The 12,729-nt window shown below is 38.6% G+C and carries 10 protein-coding genes and 1 pseudogene; 6 read left to right on the top strand and 5 right to left on the bottom strand.

Features of this window, described 5'->3' with window-relative positions:
- Positions 1 to 6: 6 nt before the first annotated feature.
- Entirely contained in the window at positions 7 to 921 is a 915-nt protein-coding gene (locus E3U36_RS06730; protein WP_180817566.1) for an agmatine deiminase family protein, read from the bottom strand.
- Between the two features lie 242 nt (positions 922 to 1,163).
- Here E3U36_RS06730 and E3U36_RS06725 point away from each other — a divergent pair, with 242 nt between their 5' ends.
- Entirely contained in the window at positions 1,164 to 1,760 is a 597-nt protein-coding gene (locus E3U36_RS06725) for a TetR/AcrR family transcriptional regulator (protein WP_180815939.1), read from the top strand.
- A gap of 366 nt (positions 1,761 to 2,126) precedes the next feature.
- On the opposite strand, the pseudogene ansB reads toward E3U36_RS06725, so the two are convergent.
- From ansB to E3U36_RS06710, 4 genes and pseudogenes are all read right to left on the bottom strand, one after another.
- Positions 2,127 to 3,176: pseudogene (ansB, locus tag E3U36_RS06720) on the bottom strand (L-asparaginase 2).
- A 381-nt stretch (positions 3,177 to 3,557) separates the two neighbouring features.
- Positions 3,558 to 4,946, bottom strand: coding sequence for an ApeA N-terminal domain 1-containing protein (locus E3U36_RS06715; protein WP_180815937.1), 1,389 nt, complete (start codon positions 4,944 to 4,946; stop codon positions 3,558 to 3,560).
- Between the two features lie 199 nt (positions 4,947 to 5,145).
- On the bottom strand, positions 5,146 to 5,301 hold the full coding sequence (locus E3U36_RS12595) for a hypothetical protein (protein ID WP_238337406.1): 156 nt from the start codon (positions 5,299 to 5,301) through the stop codon (positions 5,146 to 5,148).
- A gap of 95 nt (positions 5,302 to 5,396) precedes the next feature.
- Positions 5,397 to 5,936, bottom strand: a complete 540-nt coding sequence (locus tag E3U36_RS06710) for a single-stranded DNA-binding protein (protein WP_180815936.1) — start codon at positions 5,934 to 5,936, stop codon at positions 5,397 to 5,399.
- A gap of 265 nt (positions 5,937 to 6,201) precedes the next feature.
- On the opposite strand from E3U36_RS06710, the gene uvrA reads away from it, so the two are divergent.
- The 5 genes from uvrA to E3U36_RS06685 all read left to right on the top strand — a co-directional run bounded on the left by uvrA (position 6,202) and on the right by E3U36_RS06685 (position 12,374).
- The gene (uvrA, locus tag E3U36_RS06705; protein WP_180815934.1) at positions 6,202 to 9,036 is read left to right on the top strand and encodes an excinuclease ABC subunit UvrA; all 2,835 of its coding nucleotides are present in this window, start codon (positions 6,202 to 6,204) and stop codon (positions 9,034 to 9,036) included.
- Positions 9,037 to 9,521: 485 nt separating this feature from the next.
- Positions 9,522 to 10,007, top strand: a complete 486-nt coding sequence (locus E3U36_RS06700) for a phenolic acid decarboxylase (RefSeq protein WP_180815933.1) — start codon at positions 9,522 to 9,524, stop codon at positions 10,005 to 10,007.
- A gap of 597 nt (positions 10,008 to 10,604) precedes the next feature.
- Entirely contained in the window at positions 10,605 to 11,132 is a 528-nt protein-coding gene (locus E3U36_RS06695) for a hypothetical protein (RefSeq protein ID WP_180815931.1), read from the top strand.
- Positions 11,133 to 11,594: 462 nt separating this feature from the next.
- The gene (locus E3U36_RS06690) at positions 11,595 to 12,005 is read left to right on the top strand and encodes a hypothetical protein (RefSeq protein ID WP_180815930.1); all 411 of its coding nucleotides are present in this window, start codon (positions 11,595 to 11,597) and stop codon (positions 12,003 to 12,005) included.
- Between the two features lie 9 nt (positions 12,006 to 12,014).
- Positions 12,015 to 12,374 (top strand): hypothetical protein, encoded by a 360-nt coding sequence (locus E3U36_RS06685; RefSeq protein WP_180815928.1) that lies wholly within the window; start codon positions 12,015 to 12,017, stop codon positions 12,372 to 12,374.
- Positions 12,375 to 12,729 lie beyond the last annotated feature (355 nt).

Raw genomic sequence — 12,729 nt, 5'->3', positions numbered from 1 at the left:
CTATTATCAAATAGCGGTTTTAGGTTGTTGTTGCGTCACACAATGAATACCACCACCGCCAATATCGATGGTATCAATATTAACAGGAACAATTTTATGGTTGGGAAACCAGTCCGTTAATATTTCTACCGCAGCGCTATCAGCGTTTTGATCGCCAAATTGCGGAATTATCACTGCCTGATGCCAAAGATAATAATTAACATAACTGGCAGCAAATTCAGGATAGCGCTGACGGTTAACTCTGACATTTTGCGGCGTATTTAATGTGGTTATATTTTTAATTTTATTCATCGCTATTAAGCTATTTTGATGCTCTCTGGTAACGCGATAATCACAAGAATAAGTATCGTTTTCCAGACTAATAATAATACTGTTGTCATTAATAAAACGAGCATAAAAATCGATATGGCCATCGGTAATATCATAACCTTTAATACCTTTTAACCAGATAATATCCGTCAATCCTAAATAGGTTTTTAACTGATATTCTATTTGCTGTCGCGTACAATTAGGATTACGATCACTATTTAAGATCGCACTTTCGGTAAATATTCCTACTCCTGAGCCATTAACTTCAATGCTACCACCTTCAAGGTTAATATTTGCTTTAAGTAATTGGCTTTCTGCGTAGTTCGCCATAATTGTGGCAACATGACGATCAAAATTATACCGCTGTTTATTGCCCCAACCATTAAAATTAAAATCGATAGCCACCAGCTGCCCCGAACTTTTATCCAACACAAAATTAGCGCCACTATCCCTGATCCAGATATCATTAAGTGGTGCTTTAATATAGTTCACCGAGCTGCCAAGTAAATTCCAAGCAACGGGATAATTTTCAAGCGTAACCAATAAATTAACCGGTTCAAATTCTGCAATTGCTAATGCAATATCGGCTAAATTCTGCTGTAAGCTTGCAATTAATTTTTTTGGTCAAATAGTTGTAGACATGCCAAATGACATCCAAGTGCAAGTATGTGCATGCGATTCGTGCGGGACATAATACATCTTCACGCTATCCTATTAAAATAGTTTAACAAACAAGTAACTAGCTAAAATAAACCGCTATTTAACGTTAACCGGTGAAAAGCTCTTTATTTCTGGCTTTAAAATAGATAGAGTAATCGGTCTAAAAATTATTGTCTACTTATGTGGAGATCAATATGACTGAACAAACTGAAAAACAGCGCGCTAAGAAAAAACAGATCATTGCCGCAGCTATCCGCTGTTTTGTTGAAAAAGGCTTTCATGCCACTTCAACGGCGGAAATATGTAAAGCTGCTGGAATGAGTCCCGGAAATTTATTTCATTACTATCCAACTAAAAATGCCATTATTGAAGCTATTGCCTTACAAGATCAGGCCAATTTTGCCACACTACTACAGCTAGAACAGGTCACCGATTCGACCATCGAAACTGTTATCACGATTATGACCAGACTGATACAACTTTATAATGAACCAACTTATGCCCGACTAAGCCTGGAAATTATTGCTGAAGCCAGTAGAAACCCGGCAATTAACAACACTTTTATTGAACATGAAAGAATTGTCAGACAACGACTGGTTGATATCCTAAGGCATGGCGTCAGTAATGGCCAAATTGATCCAGAATTATCGATTGACAATACCGCTTCCTGGCTGATGACCACCGCTGACGGTGCAATCGGTCGTGATCTTATGGAGCCAGAGTTCCATTTAGCTGATCGTTTAGGATCATTTATTTATATAATCAAAAAAATATTGATGCCAATTAAGTAGCGATTAATACCATAATTGTTATGTTGATAAAACCTAATAAAGCATTCGCAAGTGAGGAGATGGCTTCGGTGATATATGAAGTTTAGATGGACATGTTGTTGCTCAATTTAACAGAGTTATGTAATCAAGGGCAATTCAAAATGTCTGCCGATTAACAACAAATCGCGAGCATCAACAATTCAAACTCCGTTACATCCAATTACTTTAATTTGTTAGATTTTGGTAACTTTCGTTTCAGTGGTTCACAATAATGACCACTCATATCTATAGCACACTTTCAAATTTTTTATTTTATCAAACAGACAGACCAATTTTCCCAGACACACCTGCATGGGGCAAAACGGGGCCGTAAGCCCCCGTTCATCATTAATACTGCATGAAATATTGTTGGCTTTTGTTTGGATCTTTTGTTTGTGTCAGTGCTAGCATCAGTAGCACCAGTGATTTATAGGTGCTTAACGTTCCGGAAGCAACGAAGCCATATTTGTCATCATTAATTTCGCCATTACGCGCAGTTGCGCCGGAAGGAACACGTGAGGAACGCACCACAACTATACCGTTTTTACTTGCATCAGATAGCGTATTTAATAGATCATGGGAGATATTGCCATTACCAACGCCCGCGCTGACAATGCCCTGATAGCCGTTGGCAATAAAGGCCTTGGCAGGAATAGATGCATTAGCGTAATTGTAGACAATACCCACCTATGGCAGTTGGGTTAGCTTGCTAACGTCGAACGGTGTTTGGGTAGTGTGCTTTTGCACAGGCGTGCGGGTATAAATGACTTTGCTGTCGGCGATAGCTCCTAAAGCGCCATAATGGATCGACTGAAACTCTTCCAAATTCTCCGAGTTCATCTTCGTCACATCCCGAGCATCAAGGATCTTATTATTCATCACGAGCAATAAACCTCGCCCGGCGCTAGCCGGTGATGCTGCCGTCAGAATTGCACCATACAAATTTGCCGGTGCGTCAGAGCTGAGCTGAGTAACCGAACGCATTGCCCACGTCAGCACAACAGGTTTCTCACACTTCACCGTCAGGTTTAGAAAATAGGCCGTTTCTTCAATGGCATCAGTACCGTGAGTAATAACAAAACCATCAGTGTCCTGACACTGCGCGTTTATTTTATTCGCCAGCTTGAGCCATACAGAGGTATCCATATCTTGCGAACGGACATTAACCACCTATTCGCCTTTAAAATTGGCAACCTGCTTTATTTATGGCACCAGTTCCAAGAGCTTATCGACTTTGATTGTTCCTGGAGTGTAACTGGCTTTGACCGGAGAATCTCCGCTGCCTGCGATAGTCCCGCCGGTTGCCAGGACAGTAATATTGGGTAATGCCTGCGCTGCATAAGAGAAAGAAACGCCGATGATCAGCGCCAAAAAGCTCATGTTCATTTTTACTTTCATTTTATGTACTCCTTAAACAACGAAATTGCCAGCGCATCATACAAGGATGCAAACACAAGGAATGCCTTTTTAGATCAAACAATTAAGTGAAAAATGAGGAGAAACAACGGTTCTGTCACATTAAAAGAATTTGTTTAATAAAATAAAAGTTTGGATAGGGGGATGTAGAAACGTTGTGACTTTAATGCCCTTAAAATTGTGATGAAAAATCATTCATCACAAATCAGGTTAGTGAGATCCGCAATGGTAAAATTGACTTAATAATAAATGGGGGTTAGATAAATTAATGGTTACTCAAACTGATTACCCGCTAAGAGCAAATAACTGACGTTAAGAATTCAAACACCGGCGCAGCTCCATTGCATGCCAGTGCTTTATTTATTAATTTTTTTGTAATTTTCGTTTCAGTGGTTCACAATTTTTAACTATTTTTTTAACCTCATTAACAGTGAAACCAATAACGTTCAAAAAGTGTAAATTTAATATAAATGCCATTTTTAAACAGAGAATATAGAGATTGCGTTCCTTAACAAATTCACCTTCTAAGTTTTCATTGTAATGAGTCAAATAATTCCTCATATCTACAATTTTTCTTATAAACTTATTTCGTTCTTCACTTGTTCCAAGATGCTCTTTAAACGGCTCAATAAGCCTTTTTAACCTTTTACGTAGATTAATTTCATTTCCCTGCATTAATCTGCCTTTTAACCAGTCAATATGATCATCTGGGCACACTGCAAGAACGGTAGATAGCAATGACTCAAAAACTTCTGGCTCCATTAACTTTTCATCGCTAGTGCTTCTATGAAAGATTTCCAACCCTTGTGCAAAAGCTAAAAACTTACCATCAAGGTATTTTCGAGCACCCATTTTAGTTGAGAAATATAAACCAAATGCAGGAGATAAATATTCATAAGCATTTATCCAATTGTTGAATACTTGATGAGCCTTATCCTTGATAGCACCATAATTAAATAGCATGTCATGCGAATCTCGTTTGGGTACTTTTTCAGAATATGGAATACTTTGATAATAGATTTTGATTGGAACAGAGTCTTGTTTACCATCTCCAAGATCACGTGGTATTTCGCATGACGTTGCTGAAACGTTTTTCATAGCAACAACGTCATCCATGGCAAAGCACATAAGGTGGGTAATCTTAAAAGCAACAGCTTTAAAGTCGTTCAGATCATGCAACTCTTCTGATTCAAGCTTAAAATAATCTCTCTGAGTGATCTTTGCCTCTTTTAAACTTGGAAAACAAGGAAGAGTATATGTGCAGCAAATTTCAAGCTTCATTCCATTATCAAGAATAAAGCTTATTTTTTCAGGAGGGTTATAACTAATCGTTGCGGTCTTGCCTTTCCAGTCGTGATCTACATTTATTCCACTGCTCCCAATCCATTCATCCAGGCAGTCTACTGCAAAGGAAAAAGTATTAAATGTTACGGCCTCATTTTGATCCCAAGCTGCCCCACTTAACATTCGATGAACAAAAATTTTTGATTTTGAGATACCTCCAAACGGGAAGCTTTTTTTAATATAAAAACAGTTATCAAGAGTTACTAGGCCATCATGTTCAACATGGCCTATTATTCTATCTATGTTAATGTTTTGCAGGAAAGATTTCGCACTCTCATCGAAAAGACCTGCGATTTCTAACTCAATTTTTCCACCATCGCTGATTGATAATATGCCGGGGATATTCTTTTCTTCATTGCCCGGTAGCCAAAAATAGCCAATTTTTTTGTATTCTTCTTCAATTCTCACAATATACCCCTGTTAAAATCTAATTTTGTATATTGGGCTGGCATATTTCCTACTTCCCCAGTATCTATTTATTTTTTAACCTTGCTATTTTAATTACTAAACTATTCCATTTACCTCAAACACAACACCAATATACGGTCTTTCTTTGATCTCTCTCACTTTCTCATCGCAACTTTTTAAATATTTTATCTAAGCATCATCAATAACGTAAAACTTCACCAATCAACTCCTTGATAGCAAATAGCAAAAAGCCTCGCAAAAGCGAGGATAATAATTTTTTTAACTTCACACTTGGCGGTAGTGACTCACCGATTCTTTTAACTTCACACTTATCACAAACTTGGCTGATAACCAAAAAGTTCTCAAGTGGATATTACATTTATAAATAAAGGAGAACCCAGAATCACGGGGCTTACAGATTGAAATTTAACAAATAACTCTATGTATTTTTTAAAACGGTATATCATCATCGAAATCAATGGGTGGCTCAGCTGTTGTAGCTGGAGCAGTTTTACCGGAATGGGCAGCAGGCGCTGGCTCGTTACCACTAAACTGTTGAGTTGGTTGTGGCTGTTGCGGCTGTTGTGGTTGTCCCCAACCACCCGCTGGATTATTTTGTGGCATGCCTTCTTGTGAGCCGCCACGCGCACCTAACATTTGCATGGTGCCACCAATATTCACCACCACTTCGGTAGAGTAGCGATCCTGGCCATTTTGATCTTGCCATTTACGAGTTTGTAGTGAGCCTTCTATATAAACTTGTGAACCTTTACGCAAATATTCACCTGCCACTTCCGCCAGCTTGCCAAAGATCACAACGCGGTGCCATTCTGTTTTTTCCCTCATTTCACCACTTTGCTTATCACGCCAACTTTCAGAGGTTGCCAGAGTAAGATTCGCAACCGCACCACCATTTGGCATATAACGAATTTCAGGATCTTGTCCCAAGTTGCCGATAAGTATGACTTTGTTAATGCCTCTGCTGGCCATTCTCTACTCCTGATGAATTAATTTTTAATATTGCTAGTTTAACATGCTAACACGTTATTGAATATGCACACCAAACCGTTGCCATTGCGCTTTGCGAAACGCCTTAGAAAATTATACTGCAATATTGCTAAATTTTTTCAAGTTTGGCTATTAAATTGCAGAATATGACTCCCTATACTGTACTGTATATTCATTCAGCCAAAATTGTGTAATAATAAAACGTTTTATTTATTGTTTGAATATGTTCTCATCAGGGATGTGGTATATGGATAACATTGAAGTCAGAGGTGCGCGCACCCATAATTTAAAAAATATCAATTTAATTATTCCTCGCGATAAATTAATTGTTATTACTGGGTTATCAGGTTCAGGAAAATCTTCTCTGGCATTTGATACCCTGTATGCAGAAGGTCAGCGCCGTTATGTTGAGTCACTGTCTGCCTATGCTCGGCAGTTTTTATCCTTAATGGAAAAACCGGATGTTGATCATATTGAAGGGCTGTCACCAGCCATTTCAATTGAACAGAAATCCACTTCACACAATCCACGTTCAACGGTAGGTACCATTACCGAAATCCATGATTATTTACGTTTATTGTTTGCCCGTGTCGGCGAACCCCGCTGTCCAGATCACGATATTCCGTTAGCCACCCAGACCGTTAGTCAGATGGTTGATAATGTCCTGGCGCTGCCTGAAGGTAAGCGACTAATGTTGCTAGCACCGGTAGTTAAAGAACGTAAAGGTGAACATATCAAGCTAATGGATAATCTGGCAGCCCAAGGTTATATTCGCGCCCGCATTGATGGTGAAGTATGCGATCTATCCGATCCACCTAAATTAGAACTACATAAAAAACATACCATTGAAGTGGTGGTTGATCGTTTTAAAGTTCGCGCTGACCTGGCACAACGACTAGCTGAATCGTTTGAAACCACGCTTGAGTTATCAGGTGGTACTGCAGTTATCACTGATATGGATGACAACCAGGTAACCGAATTAGTTTTCTCCGCTAATTTTGCCTGCCCTGTCTGCGGTTATAGCATGAGCGAGTTAGAACCGCGCCTGTTTTCTTTTAACAATCCAGCGGGTGCCTGTAGTTCCTGTGATGGGCTCGGAGTACAACAATTTTTCGATCCAGAACGCGTGATCCAAAATGAGGAAATTTCTTTAGCTGGCGGGGCAATTCGTGGTTGGGATCGCCGTAATTTTTATTATTTCCAGATGCTACAGTCGTTAGCTAAATACTATAAATTTGATGTTGAAGCCACGTTTAGTTCGTTAGAACCATCGATCAAGCAAATGATCTTATATGGTTCCGGCAAAGAAGCGATTGAATTTAAATATCAAAACGATCGCGGTGATGTTACTGTCAGATGCCATCCTTTTGAAGGGGTGATCCATAATATGGAGCGTCGCTATAAAGAAACCGAGTCGATGGCGGTGCGCGAGGAGTTGGCAAAATATATCAATAATCGGCCATGTATTGCTTGCCATGGCACCCGCTTACGGCAAGAAGCCAGTTATGTATTTATTGAAAATACCACCCTGCCTGAAATTTCCGATTTTAGTATCGGCCATGCGATGACATTTTTCCAAACATTGCAGCTCAGTGGGCAACGGGCACAAATTGCGGAAAAAATTCTGAAAGAGATTAACGATCGGTTAAAATTTTTGGTCAATGTGGGATTAAATTACCTGTCTCTTTCCCGCTCAGCTGAAACATTATCAGGTGGCGAAGCACAGCGCATTCGGCTGGCAAGCCAAATCGGTGCCGGTTTAGTTGGCGTCATGTATGTATTGGATGAGCCATCAATTGGTTTACATCAACGAGATAATGACCGGTTGTTACAGACTCTGCTGCATTTACGTAATTTAGGCAATACGGTTATAGTGGTGGAACATGATGAGGATGCGATTCGTGCTGCCGATCACATTATCGATATCGGCCCAGGCGCCGGCATACATGGAGGACGCATTGTTGCTCAAGGCAACCTGGACGATATTATTAGCAATCCAGATTCATTAACCGGTAAATACCTTAGTGGTGAACGTAAAATCGCCATCCCGCCCAAACGAGTAGCTATCGATGCAGAAAAAACCCTGAAACTGATTGGTGCACAAGGTAATAATCTAAAAAATGTCACGCTGGAGTTGCCTGTTGGCTTATTTACCTGTATTACCGGCGTTTCCGGCTCAGGTAAATCAACTATAATTAATGATACGTTATTTCCTATTGCTCAGCGTCAATTAAATAAAGCTACTAATGCCACTCCAGCACCTTACACCGATATCGAAGGTTTACAGTATTTCGATAAAGTGATTGATATTGACCAAAGCCCGATTGGCAGAACACCACGTTCCAATCCAGCCACCTACACTGGCGTATTTACGCCAGTACGTGAATTATTTGCCGGCGTACCCGAGTCTCGGGCGCGGGGTTATACACCAGGAAGGTTTAGTTTTAATGTCAAAGGCGGTCGCTGCGAAGCCTGCCAGGGTGATGGCGTGATCAAAGTTGAGATGCATTTTCTGCCCGATGTCTATGTTCCCTGTGATCACTGTAAGGGCAAACGCTATAATCGTGAAACGTTAGAGATCAAATATAAAGGTAAAAATATTCACGAAGTATTAGAAATGACCATTGAGGAAGCACGTGAATATTTTGCTGCGGTTCCAGCGTTAGCGCGTAAATTGCAAACATTGATCGACGTTGGTCTTTCCTATATTCATTTAGGTCAATCCGCAACAACCTTATCGGGTGGTGAAGCACAACGGGTTAAGTTATCTCGCGAACTTTCCAAACGCGGTACCGGCCAAACGCTCTATATTTTGGATGAACCGACTACCGGTTTACATTTTGCTGATATTCAACAACTGTTGCATGTATTACATCAACTCCGTGATCAGGGCAATACTATTGTGATTATTGAACACAATTTAGATGTGATTAAGACCGCCGACTGGATCGTTGATCTGGGGCCTGAAGGCGGTATTGGTGGTGGTGAGATTTTATTTGCCGGTACACCCGAGCAGATAGTCAAATGTAAGCAATCACATACTGCTCAATTTTTAAAACCGATCCTAAAACACGGTTACTAATCAGCAGTAATTTCCGCTATCAAAATTGAAAAATAGCCCGGCGCAGCTGCCGGGAACAATATTGCTCAACAGTATTGTTGAGCAATAATCAAAGTGCAATATTTGATAATAAGAAATTCTTTTTTATGCTAGTTCCATGCTGATAATCGGTTTGGCTGCTGTTTTTGATGGCATAAATGCAAAAATTCTCCATCTATTCTATTATTAACAAAAAGTTAATAATAAGAGCGAATTTTCAGCAAGAATAATCTTAGGCTGATTCTTTCTTCTTCACCTTACTTTTTTATCCACAATTTCAAGTGTTAAATATAAACAGCGTCTTACTGCACAATTTTAGCAAACGCTATTATTACCGTGTTGCACTATCGCTAATTAAGTTGCTATTAGATTCTGTTAAAACAAAAATTACCTTGTTAAGTAATTGCGTTTTCTGGTCAAAAAATTAATAAATACTTTAGTTAACACCCACCAAAAGAGAGTGAAAAATGAACAATTTTGAAAAGCATGATTTAACTAATTTGGTTGGCAAACATCTCATATATACTTATGAAAACGGTTGGCAGCATGAAATTTACATAAAAAATGACAGCATCCTTGATTATCTGGTCTGTAGCGGCTCGGCCAGTAACCGATGCGTGAAAGATCAATCTGCCTATATCGTACAGATCGGACAAAATATTTATAAAGCATCCTGGACAGAACCGACTGGCACGAGTATTAGTGTCATTTTAAATCTTCGGATCCTATTGTTGCACTGTAACGCATTCTTTCCACGCTGGGTAATGGATGATCCACAAAAAACAGCATGTTTTCAAAATAACCATATAAATGAAATGGAAGCTTATCGTGCAGCTGGCCCAACTTATCCTATCGAAATAATGGATCAAGTTGCCACTATTACTGCTGCAGATGATTGTTGTTTAAATAATGACAGCGTAATTTCCGATGCCACTAATGAACTAACAAAATAGCGCTATTAAACATTTCGATACGCCATTTACCGACTGATATGACAAAATATAATATTGATATTTAAAGTTCATCAATATGATAAATATCTTGTTAGCAAATGGTGATAATGAATTTAATAAAGAAAAATTATTAATCAATTAATGATCTGAATTAAAACAGTAATACATAAATAACGTGCCGCTTTTTTGCTTATAGCGACAGCGCGATAAATTGTTAAATTTTTGTTATTTTTTATCAATCAGTTCTATACTATCAGTTCACTAATTTTTAAGGAAAAAGTCAGCTTTTACTTTTTATACCGCCTTCCTTAGTACACTGGATGCGAAAATGGTGAATGGGGTTGCAAATAATCATTAAGGGAGTAACTGCCATGCTTAACATACTCTGCTCTATCTGTAGAGGGTAAGTATAAAATTACTTTCACTGGTGATTTAAATTACAACTGTTTTTTCAGCGACTCAGAACCTGTTAAAAAGATGAAATAATGCTGTTGGTTATAGTTTCATTTCTCAAAATCATACGAAAAAATTAAAGTACTGTGTCAATTAACCCAATAAATATTCTAACCAACATAAAATTTACGAGAGCTATCAATTATGTTTGATAACCTTTTTTACCACGATAATGAAAAAAGAGCGGTGAGACTGACAGAACTTGTCGCGGACAATTCCACCGCAGTCGGTAGTATTTCACAACAACATGCTAAATATGAAATAGCAATAAATAACGCCAATGAAGCGATACGCAAAGCTTACAAGGTTGTTGGAACATCAATAAAATTTCATGATATCGATTTTGTTCCCGAGTCAAAAACGCACAAAATTTTAATTAGTATCGCTGATGTTATTACGCCGATGCTTACATATGGCTTAGCTAATAAAGCATTATCGCTCGCAGCAAAATCATATCTTCTACAACAAGGTCGTATCGGGGAAGCCGCCTTTATTAAACTGGTTGGTCTACCAAAATGGTTTAAGGTAGGCACTGTATTAGGTGGGATCGCAGCGGTTGTGCTGGTTCAAGGGATCCTGGATTCAGTCACTGGGGCGGTGCAACGGAAAAATTTGCAGGACAAAATTAAAGAGTCGATTGATCCCAGATTCCAATTAAAAAAGCTGAGCTGACAAACGACATTGTTATCAATAAATTTACTGTTGTTACTACATCAATTTCAGTTGTCTTAGACTCCTTAGGATCCGATGTAACTAAAGAGCAAATCGAAAAAATCATTAGTAATTCCATAAAACGAAATAAAGTTGAACTCGATGAAATCGACTCTTTGACCAAAACCACCCTGGCTAATCTCGATAAATCCAGAGGCGCTTGGACCGATGAAGGCTAATTGGCTTAATCTGTATTAAATAGATGTTATTGAATAACAAACCTAATCGCACTATTTTATTGACTGAAACTGCAGTTCAGTTGCTTGTGAAACTTATTGCGTTAACGAAAATCAAAGGGGCTCGAGATGTAATTTTGACAAAACTTAAACTACTATTGCTAACATAATGGCAAAAATTAACGCTTTTAAATTAAAAATGGCCAATTGAATGAGGTGAAAATGAGTTTTTGGAGTGATTTTGCTGATGGCTTTACCAAGTGTCTACACAAAATATCTTCCTGGCTTATTTACTGGCGATACCTATTTCCCAGATAACCCGGTTAGAGAAGCCAGAGCGCACGAAATAGCGGTAGATTGCCAAACCTATGCCAGTAAAAATGCACTATTGATTAAGGAGATCCAAAACAATGTTATTGAGTTAAATAATCATCTTAAAGAATTGTATCAAAAAGAAATAAACGATGAAGAAAATAAATTTGAGAAATTCTCTTTTGACACATTAAATTTTGAGATACCAACAATGCTCGCCCCTATCATTACCGCAAATATTGTTTCAGAGTCGATAACTGTTGGTGCAACACGTTATTTAGTTTCTACAGGAGAAATAGGCGCAGCGGCACTGATTGAGTTAGTTGGATTACCTGCTTCCTTCTAAATTGCTTCTATGGCAGCATCTGGCGGAGCTACTATCGGGGTTGTACTTGCTATCGGCTCTGTCGTTGGAAAAATTAAACGAGATAAATTACAAAAGGCTATTCATGACGGCTATCAATCTCGATACAAACTTGCGAAAGCAGCCAATATCAATCATTCAATTTCTCAATCGATAAAAGTGATCAATGCCAGTATTTCAGAATTCAAGGAGATCAAGGTGCCTTTTGCCGCAATAGAAGAACACATTTCTGTATTAATAGAAAAACAATTAAACAACATTAACGAAAATAGTCAATCATCGACAATAGTTGAACTACAAAATTTGGATGTAAACCGAGGCTCTTGGACAGACGAGGACGGATCTGTTTAAATACCAAAATAATGTCTGTACAGATCTAGCAGTCTGTCACCTTAAGTGAAATTTAAGCTCCCTGCATCAGTCGCTAGATACATCTACTGCAATTAATTACTCTTTTCCTTTTGTTACACTATTTGTGACTATCACTAGCAGGGTTCTATCACCTTCAGTGATACTTTTTTGCGAAAATTTCAAATCTATTCCATTAAGATAATTCACTATTGCTGCCGCATTTGGATCTTTTAGCTTTTCATCTTTTATGTGTAATGGATGGGTATCACTGGCTTCATTAATATACCCTGTAATAAGCTTTTCCCTAGTCAGGCAAAATACACCGCCACCGGTACAATCTTCTACTAGTTCTTAG

It is taken from the genome of Arsenophonus endosymbiont of Aphis craccivora (assembly GCF_013460135.1).
GTDB lineage: Bacteria > Pseudomonadota > Gammaproteobacteria > Enterobacterales > Enterobacteriaceae > Arsenophonus > Arsenophonus nilaparvatae.
Note: the sequence above shows the minus strand (reverse complement) of the source record. Positions and strands in the feature narration are given on the sequence as shown.

Excerpts from the sequence above, each read along its gene's own strand:
- E3U36_RS06710 (WP_180815936.1), bottom strand. The coding sequence starts at position 5,936 with ATGGCCAGCAGAGGCATTAACAAAGTCATACTTATCGGCAACTTGGGA.
- E3U36_RS06690 (WP_180815930.1), top strand. The coding sequence starts at position 11,595 with ATGGCTTTACCAAGTGTCTACACAAAATATCTTCCTGGCTTATTTACT.
- E3U36_RS06700 (WP_180815933.1), top strand. The coding sequence starts at position 9,522 with ATGAACAATTTTGAAAAGCATGATTTAACTAATTTGGTTGGCAAACAT.
- E3U36_RS06695 (WP_180815931.1), top strand. The coding sequence starts at position 10,605 with ATGTTTGATAACCTTTTTTACCACGATAATGAAAAAAGAGCGGTGAGA.
- E3U36_RS06685 (WP_180815928.1), top strand. The coding sequence starts at position 12,015 with ATGGCAGCATCTGGCGGAGCTACTATCGGGGTTGTACTTGCTATCGGC.
- uvrA (WP_180815934.1), top strand. The coding sequence starts at position 6,202 with ATGGATAACATTGAAGTCAGAGGTGCGCGCACCCATAATTTAAAAAAT.
- E3U36_RS06725 (WP_180815939.1), top strand. The coding sequence starts at position 1,164 with ATGACTGAACAAACTGAAAAACAGCGCGCTAAGAAAAAACAGATCATT.